The sequence below is a fragment of the Micromonospora sp. NBC_00821 genome, assembly GCF_036347035.1.
Lineage (GTDB): Bacteria > Actinomycetota > Actinomycetes > Mycobacteriales > Micromonosporaceae > Micromonospora > Micromonospora hortensis.
The window spans coordinates 2,826,517-2,842,859 of record NZ_CP108880.1; the positions used below are offsets into that span (position 1 = coordinate 2,826,517).

At 72.4% G+C, this 16,343-nt stretch carries 13 protein-coding genes; 11 read left to right on the plus strand and 2 right to left on the minus strand.

Annotation, left to right across the window (positions count from 1 at the left end; genetic code table 11):
* Nucleotides 1–60: 60 nt before the first annotated feature.
* Nucleotides 61–1,347: an MFS transporter gene (locus OHB44_RS12840; protein ID WP_266303008.1), complete on the plus strand. Its 1,287-nt coding sequence runs from the start codon at nucleotides 61–63 to the stop codon at nucleotides 1,345–1,347.
* 37 nt (nucleotides 1,348–1,384) lie between these two features.
* Here OHB44_RS12840 and OHB44_RS12845 read toward each other — a convergent pair whose 3' ends face one another.
* Entirely contained in the window at nucleotides 1,385–2,125 is a 741-nt protein-coding gene (locus OHB44_RS12845; protein WP_330440861.1) for a GNAT family N-acetyltransferase, read from the minus strand.
* A 140-nt stretch (nucleotides 2,126–2,265) separates the two neighbouring features.
* On the opposite strand from OHB44_RS12845, the gene OHB44_RS12850 reads away from it, so the two are divergent.
* From OHB44_RS12850 to mltG, 8 genes are all read left to right on the plus strand, one after another.
* Nucleotides 2,266–2,487, plus strand: coding sequence for a hypothetical protein (locus tag OHB44_RS12850; protein ID WP_238683020.1), 222 nt, complete (start codon nucleotides 2,266–2,268; stop codon nucleotides 2,485–2,487).
* Nucleotides 2,488–2,561: 74 nt separating this feature from the next.
* A complete protein-coding gene (locus OHB44_RS12855) occupies nucleotides 2,562–4,100 on the plus strand; it encodes a replication-associated recombination protein A (RefSeq protein ID WP_330440862.1) in 1,539 nt (512 codons plus the stop codon).
* A gap of 2,497 nt (nucleotides 4,101–6,597) precedes the next feature.
* Nucleotides 6,598–7,293 (plus strand): hypothetical protein, encoded by a 696-nt coding sequence (locus OHB44_RS12860; RefSeq protein WP_330441225.1) that lies wholly within the window; start codon nucleotides 6,598–6,600, stop codon nucleotides 7,291–7,293.
* A gap of 149 nt (nucleotides 7,294–7,442) precedes the next feature.
* Nucleotides 7,443–7,907: a DUF948 domain-containing protein gene (locus tag OHB44_RS12865; RefSeq protein ID WP_091401858.1), complete on the plus strand. Its 465-nt coding sequence runs from the start codon at nucleotides 7,443–7,445 to the stop codon at nucleotides 7,905–7,907.
* A 30-nt stretch (nucleotides 7,908–7,937) separates the two neighbouring features.
* Nucleotides 7,938–8,243 (plus strand): hypothetical protein, encoded by a 306-nt coding sequence (locus OHB44_RS12870; protein ID WP_091401860.1) that lies wholly within the window; start codon nucleotides 7,938–7,940, stop codon nucleotides 8,241–8,243.
* Nucleotides 8,240–10,918 (plus strand): alanine--tRNA ligase, encoded by a 2,679-nt coding sequence (gene alaS, locus OHB44_RS12875; RefSeq protein ID WP_238686228.1) that lies wholly within the window; start codon nucleotides 8,240–8,242, stop codon nucleotides 10,916–10,918. Before OHB44_RS12870 ends, alaS begins: the two co-directional genes overlap by 4 nt.
* Before the next feature lie 72 nt (nucleotides 10,919–10,990).
* On the plus strand, nucleotides 10,991–11,449 hold the full coding sequence (gene ruvX, locus OHB44_RS12880) for a Holliday junction resolvase RuvX (protein ID WP_112677948.1): 459 nt from the start codon (nucleotides 10,991–10,993) through the stop codon (nucleotides 11,447–11,449).
* Nucleotides 11,449–12,648 (plus strand): endolytic transglycosylase MltG, encoded by a 1,200-nt coding sequence (gene mltG, locus OHB44_RS12885; RefSeq protein ID WP_238686227.1) that lies wholly within the window; start codon nucleotides 11,449–11,451, stop codon nucleotides 12,646–12,648. The genes ruvX and mltG overlap by 1 nt, the downstream gene beginning before the upstream one ends.
* 112 nt (nucleotides 12,649–12,760) lie before the next feature.
* On the opposite strand, the gene OHB44_RS12890 is transcribed toward mltG, so the two are convergent.
* Complete coding sequence (locus OHB44_RS12890) at nucleotides 12,761–13,192, minus strand: peptidoglycan-binding domain-containing protein (RefSeq protein WP_238686226.1); 432 nt, start codon at nucleotides 13,190–13,192, stop codon at nucleotides 12,761–12,763.
* Nucleotides 13,193–13,460: 268 nt separating this feature from the next.
* Here OHB44_RS12890 and OHB44_RS12895 point away from each other — a divergent pair, with 268 nt between their 5' ends.
* Nucleotides 13,461–14,291: a shikimate dehydrogenase gene (locus tag OHB44_RS12895; RefSeq protein WP_330440863.1), complete on the plus strand. Its 831-nt coding sequence runs from the start codon at nucleotides 13,461–13,463 to the stop codon at nucleotides 14,289–14,291.
* 267 nt (nucleotides 14,292–14,558) lie between these two features.
* On the plus strand, nucleotides 14,559–16,265 hold the full coding sequence (locus OHB44_RS12900) for a glycosyl hydrolase (RefSeq protein ID WP_238686225.1): 1,707 nt from the start codon (nucleotides 14,559–14,561) through the stop codon (nucleotides 16,263–16,265).
* Nucleotides 16,266–16,343: the final 78 nt, after the last annotated feature.

The following is a 16,343-nucleotide window of genomic DNA, read 5'->3' on the forward strand; positions in this document are numbered from 1 at the left end:
CGTGAGCGCGAGGAGTGAGCCGGGTTTGCGAGCCCCGCGGTCGCGAACGGAGGTGTCGTCGTGAGCGCGCTGACCGTACGCCAGGTTCGGCGTCGTTACCTCACGCTCTACGGTCTGCGCTGGCTGCCCACGGGTCTGATGATCCCGGTGATGATCCTGCTGATGCAGGAGCGCGGCCTGTCGCTGCCGCAGATCGGCCTGGTCTCCACGGCGCAGGGGCTGCTGGTGCTGGCACTGGAGTTGCCCACCGGCGGGCTCGCCGACGCCCTCGGTCGTCGACCGGTGCTGCTCGCCGCCGGGGTGCTGAATCTCGCCTCGCTGGCGCTGTTCGCGGTGGCCGACTCGTTCTGGCTGTTCTTCGTGGTCTGGGCTCTGCAGGGCATCTACCGGGCGTTGGACAGCGGCCCGTTGGAGTCCTGGTACGTCGACGCCACCCTGGCCGCCGACCCGGAGGCCGAGTACGAGCGCGGTCTCGGTTACGCCGGCACCGTCATCGGTGGGGCCATCGCCGGTGGCGCGTTGCTCAGCGGTGGTCTCATCGCGCTCGGCCCGATCGGGCGGGTCAGCGCGCTCACGGTGCCCGTGTTGGCCGCCATCGTCGCGCAGGCGGCGGCGCTCGTCGCGCTGGTCGTGCTGCTGGTCGAGGAGCGCCCGGCCACGGGGTTCGCGGCGCTGCGGGCCTCGGTGGTCCAGGCGCCCCGGATGATCGGCCAGGCCGTCGGCCTGCTGCGTCGTTCCCGGGTGCTGCTGGCGTTGGTGGCCGTCGAGCTGTTCTGGGGCTTCGGCATGGTCACCTTCGAGTCACTGCTGCCGGTGCGGCTCGCCGAGGTGATCGGCGACCCGGAACGCGCCGCGGCGCTGCTCGGGCCGGCGAACTCGGCCGCCTGGCTCGCCTCGGCCGCCGGCGCGGCACTGACCCCACTGCTGCTGCGCTGGCTCGGCGCCGCACCGGGTGCGGCAGTGCTGCGCATCCTCCAGGGCGTGACGGTGGTCGGGATGGGGTTGTTCGCCGGGCCGGTCGGCGTGCTGGTGGCCTACCTGGCCTGCTACGCCGTGCACGGCGCGTCCAACCCGTTGCACAGTGGCCTGCTGCACCGGCAGGTCGACGGCCCGTACCGGACCAGCGTGCTCTCGCTGAACTCGATGATGGCGGCACCGGCCGGCGCGCTCGGCGGGGTGGTGCTCACCGCGCTCGCCGCCGCCACCAGCGTCAGCACCGCGATGGTGGTCGGCGGTGTGGTGTTGGCCGTCGCCGCCCCGCTCTACCTGCCCGCCTGGCTGGCCGGCCGTCGGGCCGCCCCGGCCGTCGAGCCGACCGCTGTTCCGGTACCCGCCGCCGACCGTTGAGGAGTGGGCTCCTGGTCCGCACGGGGCCCACTCCGCGTCAGGCGAGGCGGATCGTGCTGAGCGGGAGGGTGGTGGTGTAGCCGAGCCGGCGGTAGAGCCGCGCCGCGCCGACATTGTGCGTGTAGACGCCGAGCCCCACCATGTCGTGGCGCGCCAGTAGCGCCCGGGTCATCCCCGCGGTCAGGGACGCGCCCAGCCCTCGACCTCGTTGGTCGGGGGCGACGGTCAGGCCGGCGAGGAAGCCGATGTCACCTTGGCTGCGGTCCGCGCCGCACGCCACCAACCGGTCGCCGGCCCGGATGCCGTACCAGTCGACCACCCGTGGGTCGCCCGGGCGGGAGGTGCTGCTGGGGAACGACTCCTGCACGAGCGCCGCCAGCGCCGGCTGGTCGGCGTCGGTGAGACGTACGACCGGCTGCTCGTCCGGCTGCTCCGGCGGCGCCGTGTCGGTCCAGTGGAAGTCCCAGTCGCTGTGCTCGGCCACCGCCAGTCGGTCGACCAGCAGACTGCGATCGTGTCGCGGCAGGTGCAGCGGCTGTCCGGGCTGGAGGATCCCGTCGGCGGCGAGCGCGACACAGATCTCCAGCGCCGATTCGGCCGGGCCGATCGCGCAACCGGCCGGTCCGTACGCCGGCGGGATCAACCACAGCACGGCGCCATCACGTCGGTACGCGTGCGCCGGCGTGGCTCGCCCGAGCGCGTGCCGGGCGAACGGGTGATGCCCGACGGCGGCCAGGATGGCGCTCCGGTCGTGGAGCACCCGGTCGTCGATGATCATGCGGTCCAGCCTAGGAGCCGACTGGCGAATGCCTCCGGCGGACCCTCGTGGCGTAGCCGTCTCCACCGTGGAGATTGGCGAGTCGACCGATTGGGTACATCACGCGCCGACCTACTGGGAACCCCCACCGGAGGACCGACATGCTCGCCATTCTCGCGGCCATCGTCTTTGGCTTTGCCCTGCTGCTCGACCTGCTCGACACCGACTTCGGCGCACCCGACCTGTTCAACTGGAACACCCTCGTGCTCATCGGGTTGCTCCTCCTCTCGCTCTACCTGGGCGGCGTGGGCAGCGGCCCGCGCGGCGGCGGCGGCGGTGGCGGCGGCCGTTGGTACCGGGGCCGTCGCCCCGGGCGTGGCTGACCGGAACCGATCACCGGTGGCGGGTCCGCGGCGCGATTCCGGCGTCGTGGGCCCGGCCCGGTACTGTCTTCGTGATGGAGTCCGACGCCCTCTTCTCCCTCGGTGAACCCGCCGGGTCGCGCAGCGCGCCCGACGGTCCCGCCGGTGTCGACGGCTTCACCGCGGTGGCCGACGATTCGCCCCTGCCCGTCCGGATGCGCCCGGTGACCCTCGACGAGCTGGTCGGGCAGGAACACCTGCTCGCTCCCGGCGCACCCCTGCGGCAACTGGTCTCCGGCGGCGCTCCGATGTCGGTGATCCTCTGGGGCCCGCCGGGCAGCGGCAAGACCACCATCGCGCACCTGGTCGCCGGGGCCACCGACCGCCGCTTCGTGGCCATGTCGGCGCTCTCCGCCGGCGTGAAGGACGTCCGGGCGGTGATCGAGGCGGCGCGCCGCCAGCGCCGTTCCGGCGGCCCGCAGACAGTGCTCTTCATCGACGAGGTGCACCGGTTCAGCAAGACCCAACAGGATTCCCTGCTCGCCGCCGTCGAGGACCGCACTGTCACCCTGCTGGCGGCCACCACCGAGAACCCGTACTTCTCGGTCATCTCACCGCTGCTGTCGCGGTGCGTGCTGCTCACCCTGCAACCGTTGAACGACGAGGCGGTGCGAGGGCTGCTGCGCCGCGCGGCCGCCGACAAGCGTGGCCTGGACGGCGCACTGGCCCTGACCACCGAGGCCGAGGACCACCTGGTCCGGCTGGCCGCCGGTGACGTCCGCAAGGCACTCACCGCCCTGGAGGCGGCGGCGGCCTCCGCCACGGCCCTCGGCGGCGGCCGGATCGACCTCGCCACCGCCGAGCAGGCCGTCGACGTGGCGGCGGTGCGCTACGACCGCGACGGCGACGCCCACTACGACGTGGTCAGCGCCTTCATCAAGAGCATGCGCGGCTCGGACGTGGACGCGGCGGTGCACTGGCTGGCCCGCATGCTGGTCGCCGGTGAGGACGCCCGGTTCATCGCCCGTCGTCTGGTCATCTTCGCCAGCGAGGACGTGGGCATGGCCGATCCCGGGGCCTTGAGCGTGGCGACGGCCGCCGCGCACGCGGTCGAGTACGTCGGGTTACCCGAAGCGCAGCTCAACCTCGCCCAGGCGGTGATCCACCTGGCCACCGCGCCCAAGTCGAACTCGGCCACCACCGCCATCGGCGCCGCCATCGCCGACGTCCGGGCCGGTCGCGGTGGCCCGGTGCCGCGAGGACTGCGCGACGCGCACTACGCCGGTGCCCGAGGGTTGGGCCACGGGACCGGCTACCGCTACCCGCACGACGACCAGCGCGGCGTGGTCACCCAGCAGTACGTCCCGGACGACCTGGTGGGCACCGACTACTACCAGCCCAGCCCGCACGGCGCGGAGCGGTCGGTGGCCAGCCGGTTGCCGCTGCTGCGCCGGATCGTGCGTGGTCTGCCGGCTCCGCCCGCCCGCCCGCAGACGCCGACGGCCGAGCCGTCCGTAACGGCGCAGACCGCGCCAGCGCTATCCCCGGGGGCCGCCCGTCCGACGACGGGCACGGGTGCCGCCGGCACGATGCAGGACAGCGGCACCGACGCCGCAGGAGAGGGTCAACAGTGAGATCGCGTGGTGGGGACCGCCCGGACGAGGGCCCGGACGAGCGGCGCGATCCCCGCGCCAAGACCCGCCGTTGGGGTCGCGGCCGGCCGGCTGAGCCCGAGCCGGAGGAGCCGGTCGCCGGCGAGGAGTTCGGCTGGATCGACGACCTGCGCTCGGCCAAGCAGCAACGGACCGAGCTCGGCCCGGACGGTGCGCCGGCGGAACCGAACCGGCCCCGTGGGGGCATGCCGCCGGCAGAGCCGCCGGCACAACCCACCCCGCGTACGCCGGGGGAGCCGGCCGGTGCGCGCGGTAGCGCGCCGGAGTCCTCGGCTCCGCCGGCTCCGCACCAGAGTGAACCGGGCGGTGCCGCCGCCCGTCGACCGGTCGACGGGCCCTGGCCCGGGGAGACGCCGCCAGCGGGTCGTCGCCCGGACAACCGGCCACCCGCCGCCAACCCCGCACCCGGGCAGCCGCCGCGCCGCGGCGTGCAGCCGGCGCCCGGCGCCCGCGCCGCCGTGCCACAGTCGCCACCCGCCGCTCGCCCGGGCGGGGTGACCCGGCCGGCCCGCAGGGGCCTCGTCCGGCACCCGACGCGCCCGGCGGCCCGGCCCGTCCGCGCGGTGCGGCAACCCCTCCCGGCCCACCCGTGGGCCCACCGACCGCAGGCCCCCCGGCCGGGCGTCGTCCGGACGCCCCCGCTTCGCCGGCCCGCCGTCCGGACGCCGCTGTTCCGCCGGGCCGTCACCAGGACCCCGCCGCACCCGGCGGTCATCCCGACGCCATGCCGCCGCTGCGCCGTCCGGATGCCGGTCCGCCGGTCCGCCGACCCGGCCCGGAGCAACCTGTCGAACCCGGCCGTGCCCGGCCGCCCGCCGCCGACGGCACGCCCGCCGGTCGCCGCGCCGCAGGCTCGGCACCCGACCCGACGCGGGCCGCCGCAGCATCCGCCGCCCCCGGGCCGGCCCGCTTCGACGGCGCGCCGGCTGGCGTCGTGCCGCCGACCGCGGACGGCCTGCGGCCCGACCCCGCCATCGACCGTGACCCGCGTACCGCCCGGCGTCGTCCGGGCCCGGCCGACCCCGGTGCGCCCGAGCCCGCCGGGCGCGCGCCCGAGGGGCCTCGTCCGGCAGCCGGCGGGCGTCGCCGCGCCGCGGAACCCGACGAGCCGGTGGTGCCCCGCTCGGGTAACGCGCCACCAGTGCCCCGCTCAGGGAACGCGTCGTCGGTGCCCGAGGCGACCGGCGCGCACAGCGGCGCCCTGCCCACCACCGGCCCCGCCGACGGCACCGGTCGCCGCCGGATCGTCTCCGACCAACCGGAACGCCGAACGCCGCCCGGCGGCGAACCCCGCCCGGACCGGCCGGACCGCCCGGAGCGGCCCGCGGACTGGCTCCGCCAGGCCGGCCGCCTGCCACACACCGACCCCGGCCTGCCGGTCGTCAACCGCCGAGACGGCGGTTCGCCGGCCGGAGGTCGCCGTCCGGCGCCGCCCGCCGGGGCGGGAGACCTCACCGACCAGGCGTCGGGTCGGCTCGCCGTGCCCGACCCGGCCGCGGAACGCACCGCCGCCCGCCGGCCCGCCGGCCCGCCGGTCGACCCGGGCGCGGACGCACCGACCGGTCGTCGCGCCGTCCGGCCCGACGCGTCGGGATCCACCGGAGAGCAGGCCCTGACCTACCCCCCACCGCCCGGTGACCGGCCCGCCCGTGGGCGGGGCGCTGCGGCGGTACCCACTCCGGACCCCACCGGCCAGCGCGGCCGTGCCGTGGCGGCACCCGGCCCGGACGCACCGCCCGCCCCGGATCCGACCGGTCGACGACGGCGTGGACCGGCCGAGCCCGGCCCCGACGGTACGGCTGCCCCCGGTCGACAGGGACCCGCGAGCGACCACGGCGACGACCCGTACGCCGGCGGTCGACCCGGCGCCGGTCCCGCTGCTCGGGGCGCTGCCCGCTCCGCCCCACCCGGCCGGGCCCGACCCATCCCCGGCGACGCGCCGGCACCCGGCACCGGGCGCCGTGGCGCCGACGGCCCACTGCGACCCGGCCCGAGTGGCGAGGCGGCACCCCGGGACGCGACCCGTCCGGATGGTCCGGCTCGCGCGGTGGTGCCGCCGGGTGTGGACGGCCCGCCACGTTCGCGTCCGGACGGTCCGGCTCGCGCGGTGGTGGCGCCGGGTGTGGACGGCCCGCCGCGTCCGCGTCCGGATGGTCCGGCTCGCGCCGCCGTCCGTCCACCCGGCGGGCAGCCGCCAACCGACGACCGGACGACCGGTGAGCCCGGACCGGCCCGTGGTGCCGCGCCGGCCGGGCGAGCCGCGCCGGCCGACCGTGCCGCCGGACGTGCCCTGCCTCCGAATCGGGAACCCGGCCGTGCCGAGCCGAGCGGTGTCGCGCCCGTGCCGCCGCCCGGACGCGCCGGCGAGCCCGTCGGCGTGGCCCGCGCCGCCGCCGCGGTCCCCGCCGGGTCCGGCCCGGTGGACCGGCCGGAAACGGAGCCCTCCGACGGGCCGGCGCTGCGCTCGGCCGGTCAGGACGCGCCGGACGACGACGCCGCGCCGGGTGCCCGTTCCGAGGAACGCCGGCAGACCCGTGAACGACGCCGTCTGCGCGCGGCGGTGTTGGTGCTGGTCAGCGTCGTGCTGCTCGGCGCGGTGCCGCTCTTCTTCGGCATCCGGACGCTGAGCCGTGACCCGGTCTTCGACAACCTGGACCAGCTCGGCGTGCCCGCCTGGGCGGCCGCGAAGACTGTCGACGACGTCAGCGGCAGCCGCTGGTGCCTGCTCGACTGCCGGCTGCGCGAGCGCACCGTCACCTCGGAGAAGGCGCCCACGGAGACGGCGCAGGTCTACGAGGACGCGCTGCGCCGCGACGGGTGGCAGCCGTGGAAGGTGAGCCGCTGCCCGGAGCAGCAGACGAAGGGCAGCTACACCTGCTGGCGTCGCGACGAGTTGACCCTCGACCTGTGGGTACGCGACCCGACCTGTGTGCCGCCGCCGGTGGACGGCGAGCCGGCGGTGGTGCCGTCCGGCGACCCGTCGGCCGCTGCGACCGAGTGCACCGGCTCGTTGGTGTCGGTGAAGGTGCGCAATGCGATCGACGACGAGCGGACCAGGCCGCAGCCGACCACCGACCCGTCACTGACCGGTGAGGATCCGTTCCCGACGGTCAGTGCGGATCCGTTGGGCGAGCTGACACCCTCACCGTCCTGAGCCGGTCTCCATCACGGACGGTAGGGTCTGGGGCTGGCGGGCACTCCCGCTACCGGTGACCGCCGACGGTTCGGCGGCCGGTACGGGTGGCATGGTTGTGCGTTCCGGGGACGTCGGGTCCTGCGGAACTCTGCTTGAGGAGGACAGGCGTGGGCGACTTTGGAGCGATCGCGGCGCTGATCGCGGCATCCGCGTTCGCGGTGCTGGTGCTCATCCTGACGCTGCCCATCCTGCGGCTGCGGCACACGGTTGACGCCACCACCCGCATGATCAACGACCTGAACGATCGGACCGCGCCGCTGCTCGGTGACGTGAACACCACTGTGAAGAACGTCAACACCGCGCTGGAGCAGGTGCAGACCTCGCTCGACGGTGTGAACCTCCAACTGGCGAAGGTCGACACCATGACCAGCCACGCGCAGAACGTCACCGCCAACGTCGCCAACCTGGCCACCGTCGTCTCCGCCGCGGCCGCAAACCCCCTGGTCAAGGTGGCCGCGTTCGGTTACGGCGTGCGTAAGGCCGCCGCCGGCCGCCGGCACGCCGAGACCGAGCGCGAGGTGCGCGACACCATCAAGCAGCAGCGACGGGCCGCGCGACGCGGCAACAGCTGACCGACCCGGCGCACCAGGAGGTAGCGGGACATGAGGCGCTTGTTCTGGCTCGGCATCGGGGTGGCCGTCGGTGTGATCGTGGTCCGCAAGGCGACCCGGACCGCGCAGGCGTACACGCCGGCGGGCATCGCCAGCTCGCTGACGGAATCCGCTGGCGGGCTCGTCGAGTCGCTGCGTAGTTTCGTGGAGGACGTCCGGGTCGGGATGGCCGAACGCGAGCAGGAGATCCACCACGCGTTCGCCCAGGGCGAGGCGTTCGACGACAAGTTCGCCGACCTGCGGGAAGACCCGCGAATCGGCGATCGAGAAATCTTTCCGGAGGAACACCAGCGATGAAGACGGCGGAGATCAAGCGGCGGTACCTCGCCCACTTCGAGGCGAATGGCCACACCGTGGTGCCGTCCGCTCCGCTGCCCGCCATCAGCGACCCGAACCTGCTGTTCGTCAACGCCGGCATGGTGCAGTTCGTCCCGTACTTCCTGGGTCAGCAGACGCCCGCGTACCAGCGGGCGGTCAGCGTGCAGAAGTGCATCCGTACCCCGGACATCGACGAGGTCGGTAAGACCAGCCGGCACGGCACGTTCTTCCAGATGAACGGCAACTTCTCCTTCGGGGACTACTTCAAGGCCGGCGCGATCCCGCTGGCCTGGGAGCTGTCCACGAAGCCGATCGCCGAGGGTGGTTACGGGCTGGATCCGGAGCGGATCTGGCCGACGGTCTACCTCGACGACGACGAGGCGTACGAGATTTGGCGATCGGTTGGCGTGCCGGCCGAGCGGATCGTGCGCCGGGGCAAGGCGGACAACTTCTGGTCGATGGGCATTCCCGGGCCGTGCGGTCCGTCGTCGGAGCTGTTCTACGACCGGGGCCCGGAGTACGGCCGCGAGGGCGGCCCGGCGGTCGACGAGGACCGGTACATGGAGTACTGGAACCTCGTCTTCATGCAGTTCGAGCGGGGTCCGGGCACCACCAAGGAGGACTACCCGATCCTGGGCGACCTGCCGGCGAAGAACATCGACACCGGCATGGGCCTGGAGCGGATGGCCTCGATCCTGCAGGGTGTCGACAACCTGTACGAGATCGACGAGGTTCGGCCGATCCTGGCCCGGGCGGCCGAGCTGACCGGTAAGCGCTACGGCGCGCACTCCGGGCATGTGGCCAGCGAGTCGCACCCGGACGACGTTCGGCTGCGGGTGATCGCGGATCACGTGCGCACCGCGCTGATGCTGATCGGCGACGGCGTGACCCCGTCCAACGAGGGTCGCGGGTACGTGCTGCGTCGGATCATGCGCCGGGCGATCCGGTCGATCCGGCTGTTGGGTTGGCAGGACCGGGCGCTGCCCGAGCTGCTGCCGGTGGCCCGGGACTGCATGGCGCCGTCGTACCCGGAGCTGGCGACCGACTTCGACCGGATCGCGGATTACGCGTACGCGGAGGAGGAGGCGTTCCTGTCCACTCTGCGGGCCGGCACCACGATCCTGGACACCGCGATCGCGGAGACCCGTACGGCGGGCGGCTCGGCGCTGTCCGGGGCGAAGGCGTTCCAGCTGCACGACACCTACGGTTTCCCGATCGATCTGACCCTGGAGATCGCCGCGGAGCAGGGTCTCACCGTCGACGACGAGGGGTTCCGGCGGCTGATGGCCGACCAGCGGACCCGGGCGAAGGCGGACGCGCAGGCCCGCAAGACGGGGCACGTCGACCTGTCGGCGTACCGGTCGGTGCTCGACGCGGGTGGTCCGGTGACGTTCACCGGGTACAGCGAGGTGTCCCGCGAGTCGACGGTGCGGGCGCTGCTCGGCGTCGACGGCCCGCGTCAGGCGGCGACCGAGGGCGACACCATCGAGCTGGTGCTGGACACCACCCCGTTCTATGCCGAGGGCGGTGGGCAGCAGCCCGACCAGGGCATGATCACTGTTGGTGGCGGGCAGGTCGAGGTCCTCGACGTGCAGCAGCCGGTGCCCGGTCTGATCGTGCACCGCGCCCGGGTCATCCGGGGCGAGGTACGCGCCGGTGAGGCCGGCTTCGCCGAGATCGACACGACCCGGCGTCGGGCGATCTCCCGGTCGCACACCGCCACGCACCTGGTGCACCAGACCATGCGCAACTTCCTTGGTGAGTCGGCCACGCAGGCGGGGTCGCTGAACGCCCCCGGTCGGCTCCGGTTCGACTTCAACACCCCGACCGGGGTGTCGCCGAGCGTTCTGCGCGACGTGGAGCAGCAGGTCAACGAGGTGCTCCTGGCCGACCTGGAGGTGCACGCCTTCATCACCTCGTTGGAGGAGGCGCGGCGCATCGGCGCGATGGCGCTCTTCGGCGAGAAGTACGGCGAGGAGGTGCGGGTCGTCGAGGTGGGTGACTACGCCCGGGAGCTGTGCGGCGGCACGCACGTGGCTCGCTCGGCCCAGCTCGGCCTCGTGAAGATCCTCTCCGAGTCGTCGATCGGCTCCGGTGTCCGCCGGGTCGAGGCGCTGGTCGGCATGGACGCCTTCGGCTTCCTGGCCAAGGAGCACCTGTTGGTCTCCCGGCTGGCCGAGCTGTACCGGGTGCCAAACGATCAGGTCGCCGACCGGGTGGAGCAGACAGTCACCCAGCTTCGGGACGCCGAGAAGGAGCTGGAGAAGCTGCGGGCCCAGCTGGTGCTGGGTGGTGCGGCGGCGCTCGCGGCGCAGGCCAAGGACGTGCGCGGGGTCGCGTACGTGGGCACCGAGGCGCCGGAGGGCGCGGCCGGCAACGACGTGCGCACCCTGGCCCAGGAGATCCGCGGCAAGATCGACCCGGCGCGGCCGGCGGTCGTCGCGGTGGCGGCTCGGTCGAACGGCAAGGCGTCACTGGTGGTGGCGGTCAACGCGGCGGCGCGCAGCCGGGGCCTGGCCGCGTCGGATCTGGTGAAGGCGGCGTTCTCCGGGCGCGGAGGAGGCAGCCCCGATCTGGCCCAGGGCGGCGGGCTGCCCGCGGCCGAGGCGCCGAACCTGCTGCTCACCGTCGAGAAGGCGATCACTGAAGCGTGATAGATCATCACTGTGAGTCAGGGCGGGCCAATTGGTCCGCCCTGGTTCGTACCCGGCCGGTGGTGACCGTCGGTGGCTGAACTGACGCGCGGTGTGCGGATCGGCGTGGATGTCGGTCAGGTGCGGGTGGGTGTCTCCCGCTCGGACCCCGACGGGATCTTGGCAACGCCGCTGGTCACCCTGGCCCGCGATCTCACGGCGGCGCCGGACGCGGTGCCGAGCGACCTCGCCGAGCTGGCCGCGTTGGTGGCCGAGCACGAGGCCGTCGGGGTTGTCGTCGGTCTTCCGGTCAATCTCGCCGGCAAGCATGGTCCTGCGGCCGTCCATGTGAAGGCGTACGCTGACCGACTGGTCGATGTGATAGCGCCTGTCCCGGTAACGCTCACTGACGAGAGGATGTCGACGGTGGTCGCTTCTCGTAGGCTTGCCGAGCGTGGCGTCAGAGGTAAACGTCAACGTGCGGTTGTCGATCAGGCGGCCGCGGTGGAGATCCTGCAGAGCTGGCTGGACGCGCAGCGGAGGCGGACGTAATGATCGACGATCTGGATCTTGGGTTCGACGAGCCGGAGCGGGGGGAGAAGGGTCGGCACCGGCGCGGCTTCCGCAAGGGCAAGGGCAAGGGCGGGTCCGGCGGCGGCCGGGGCAAGACATTCCTGGCTCTGCTGATGGCCCTGCTCCTGTTGGGCGGCATCGGCGGCGGCGCGTTCTACGGCTTCGACCGCATCCAGAACTACTTCGTCACCCCCGACTACGACGGCAGCGGGACCGGTGAGATCACCGTCGAGATCAAGAACGGCGCGCTGCTCGCCGACATGGCCGACGCCCTGGTGGCGGCCGACGTGGTGAAGAGCCAGAAGGCGTTCATCGAGGCGGCCGACGCCAACTCGCGCAGCAAGAACATCCAGCCGGGCACGTACAAGCTGCGCAAGCAGATGAGCGGCGCGAACGCCGTGACAGCGATGCTCGACCTGAAGAACAAGATCGTCAACGGGCTGACCATCCCCGAGGGCCGCACGAGCTTCAACATCTACAAGCTGCTCTCCGAGAAGACCAAGATCCCGGTCAAGGACTTCCAGGCCGCCGCGAAGGACCCGGAAGGGCTCGGCGTCCCGGACTGGTGGTTCAAGCGCGGCGACGGCAAGAAGAGCGTCAAGTCCGTCGAGGGCTTCCTCTTCCCGGACACCTACGAGATCCCGCCGAAGTCCACCGCCGAGAGCATCCTCAAGCTGATGGTGAACCGCTTCCTGTCGGTGACAGGGGAGATGAAGTTCGCCGACCGGGTGCAGGAGGAACGCAAGGTCAGCCCGTACGAGGCGCTGATCGTGGCCTCGCTGGCCCAGGCCGAGGCGGGCAACAAGGACGACCTCGGCAAGGTCGCGCGGGTGGCCTACAACCGCGCGTACGGCGAGTTCGACTGCAACTGCCTGGAGATGGACGTCACTGTCAACTACTACCTGGAGTCGATCGGTAAGCCGACCAAGTCGTCCAAGCAGATGACGGCGGCCGAGCTGGACGACCAGAAGAACCCGTACAACCGCAAGCTGCGGGGCATGATCCCCACCCCGATCAACAACCCGGGTAAGCAGGCCCTGGAAGGGGCGATGGACACGCCGACCGGCAAGTGGCTCTACTTCGTGGCCATCGACGACAAGGGTCACTCCGCCTTCGCTGAAACGTACGAGCAGCACCAGCGCAACGAGGCCAAGGCTCGCGAGGCGGGCATCATCTGATTGGTCGGGTCACGCCGTAAAAGGCTCCCTTCCCATTGCGACCGCAATTATGGTCGCTGTCGGAAAGGGAGCCTTTACGGTTCAGCGTTGACGCGCAATTACCGCGTCATTGTCAGTGACTGGTGCCGGTCCAGGTGCCGGTGCGCGGGTTGAGGAACGTCCACACGCCGTTGCTGTTCTGCTTGCGCAGACCGAACGTGCGGTTGTAGCCGTAGTAGAAGTACCCGGTCTGGGTGCTCGTGTCGAAGCCGGTGTTGCGGTTGACAGCGCCGTACGCCTTACCCCAGGTCTGCGGCCCGACCGACCCGTCGATGCCGACGTTCATCACGTCCTGCCAGGTCCTGGTCTTGGCAGCGGTGTTGGAGCCGAACTCGCCGTCGATGAAGCTCGTGCCGACGTTGCCGCTCAGGTCGTCGGCCCAGACGATGGCCTGCCAGAGCCGCACGATGTTGCCGCTCCGGACGCAGGAGCTGGACTGGCACAGCTGGTGGTTGTCGGACCAGCTGTTAGCTGCGGCGTCCGCCCGCGCGGGTGCGGCGGTCATCAGCGAAAGACTGAAAACCGCAGCAATCGCGATAAGGGCACGGAGAATGCTTTTGTTCAAGGTTTCCCCTTTTTCGATCGGCGCTTCCGTCCCCGGAATGCTTTCACCAACGTCGATGCGGGTCAAGCGATAGCCCGTTCGCCCGGGGTGGCCGCGGAGACGGTTCCCTGGTGCCCGGGCCGGGGTGCTGGGTACTGTCGATTCCGACGTGCGCGGGAGGGCGGGGAAGTGATGTCGACAGTGATCGGGCCACCGGCCGCGACTGGCGGTGACCGTGTCGACCCGTAGGGCGGCGGTGCTGGGCAAGCCGATCGCGCACTCCCTCTCCCCGGTGATCCACACCGCCGGTTACGTCGCCGCTGGGCTGACCGGGTGGTCGTACACCCGGATCGAGTGCGCGGCGGCGGAGCTGCCGGATCTGGTCGCCGGCCTGGGCCCGGAGTGGGCCGGGTTGTCGGTGACCATGCCGGGCAAGGAGGCGGCGCTCGCCGTGGCCGACGCCGCGTCGCCGGTCGCCGCCGCCGTCGGCGCGGCCAACACGTTGGTACGCCGTCCGGACGGCTCCTGGTACGCGGACAACACCGACGTCGCCGGCATGGTGCGGGTGCTTACCGACGCCGGTGTGACCGCCGGTGCCGCCGTGACGGTGCTCGGCGCCGGCGGGACGGCCCGCGCCGCGCTCGCCGCCGCCGCGCAGCTCGCCTGCTCGGCGGTGACGGTGGTGGCCCGCCGGCCCGAGGCGATCGACGAACTGCGCCCGGTGGCCGACGCGGTGGGTGTCGCCCTGACGCCCGCGCCGTGGGCCGACGCGCCCCGGCAGCTCGCCACCGCCGACGTGGTCGTCTCCACGGTGCCGAAGGGGGTCGCCGACCCGTTGGCCGGCGCGGTGGCCTGGCGGTCGGGCGCGGTGTTCTTCGACGCGCTCTACGACCCGTGGCCGACCCCGCTGGCGACGGCCGCCGACGCGGCCGGTTGCCGGATCGTCTCCGGCCTGGACCTGCTGCTGGCCCAGGCCGTCGGGCAGTTCGAGCAGTTCACCGGCGTCACCGCGCCGAGGGCGGCGATGGCCGCCGCGCTGACTGCCGCTCGCGCCGGCTGACGGACCGGTCAGGCGGTCCGGCCGGGGTCACCGATGGTCGCCACCCGTTCCGGAAGCGCTTGCGACGCGCCCGTTGACTCCGCGCGTGCTGCCCGGGCAAGGTGTGTGGCGGGCTTCGGTCGTGTCTGCGGCCAGAGGCCCTGTTTTCCCGGAGGCGGTTCCTTAGCTGATGGTTAAGACGCGCTTACGGAAAACTGTCCTACCTGCCACATGTCCTGGTCATCGATACGCTGCTCACCGTTACGGACGCAGACACAGGGAGTTTCCTTGACCAGGCACGGACTGCACCGCATCACCCGGTTCCGTTCTGGACCCCGGCGCAAGGCGATTGCCATCGGCGTGGTCGGCGGTTCGGTGGTGGCCGGCATCGTGGCGACCATGATGCCGCTGCTGGCCAGCGACGACCTGTCGATCCGGGCGGCGGCCGACACCACCGCCACCGCGGTGTCGCAGGACGGTGACAACGCGGCCAAGTCGACACTGGCCACCTGCGCGACGCGCTGCGACGGCAACCCGCGCGGTGGCCGCGAGGCGGTCATCGAGTTCGCGGTGACCACGGTGCCGTCCACAGCGGTCAACATCCGGGCGACGCTGCGGGTGCACGCCTGGCAGCAGTTCGCCGCCACGGTGACGGCGCACGCCTCGCCGCTGAGCGCCCGCGAGTCGCGGCCGCCACTGACGTCGACCGGTGCCGCACTGGACAGCGTGACCAGCGTGTCCAAGGGCGTCAACGAGTGGGACGTCTCCAAGCTGGTCACCGGCAACGGCACCTGGACGGTCTCGTTGGCGCAGAGCGGCCTGGAGAGCCGGGTCTACTGGGCGTCGGTCGAGAACCGTAACCCGGACCTTCGACCCAGCCTGCTGATCAGCTACGACCTCGGGGCCCGGCCTTCGCCGGTGACGCCCACCCGGCCGGCGCCGCCGCCGTCTCCGAGCGCGTCGCCGACCACCGCCGCGCCGAAGCCGTCGCCGACCATCGCTCCGACCCGGACGGCGACCCCGAGCGCCAGCGGCACCCTCCCGTCCGGCAAGTGTGGCTCCGTCTCGGACAAGCTCGTCCCGTCCTGTGGCGCCTGGTGGGGCATGTACTCGCCCGCCGGGGCGGCCGGCGGCTGGGACCACGGCAAGGCCGTCACCGACGTGGAGACGCAGGTCGGGCGCAAGTTCGACATCGTGCACCGCTACCACGACTTCTCCAACGCCGGCAGCAACGGTGCCTTCCCCGACGTGTACGAGTCGCAGCAGATGCGCGAAGGCCGGTTGATGTTCTTCGCCTGGGAGTCGCGTGACTTCTCCGCCGGCACCACCCTCAAGTGGTCGGACGTCTACGGCGGCAAGCAGGACGACACCATCGACGCGGTAGCGGGCCGGATCCGCGCCGCCGGCGTCCCGGTCTTCATCGGCTTCGACCACGAGCCGGAGGACGAGCCGGCCAAGGGCAGCGACGCCGACTTCGTCCGGGCCTGGCGCTACGTCCACGAGCGGTTCGCCAACGCCGGCGCGACAAACGCGGTCTGGGTCTGGACGATGATGGGTTGGTCCGGGCACTACTCCCGGTACGCCGGCCTGTACCCCGGTGACCAGTACGTCGACTGGGTGGCCTACGACCCGTACAACTTCCACGTCTGCAACGGCAGCACCGTGTGGAAGAGCCCGAGCACGACGGTCGGTGGCTTCTACCGGTGGCTGGACGACAACGGGATCGGCGCGGGCAAGCCCCGGATGCTCGCCGAGTTCGGCACCAACTTCAACTCCGCCGACCTGGGTGCCAAGCAGCGCTGGTTCCAGGAGTTCCCGGCGGCGCTGAAGGCGCACCCGAAGATCAAGGCGGCGATCTACTTCAACTCGGCCGGTATGACCAGCCGCACGTCGACCTGCGACATGACGATGAACCACGACGCGTCGGCGGTGGCCGGCTTCGCGCAGGCCGGACAGGACCCCTACCTGCGGCAACCCACCGGAGGTAAGCGCTGACGTTCGAAACGGGCTGACCGGACGGCGTTCGTCGGGGGGTCGGACATCCGATCCTCCGGCGTTCTGTCGGCTTGCGGA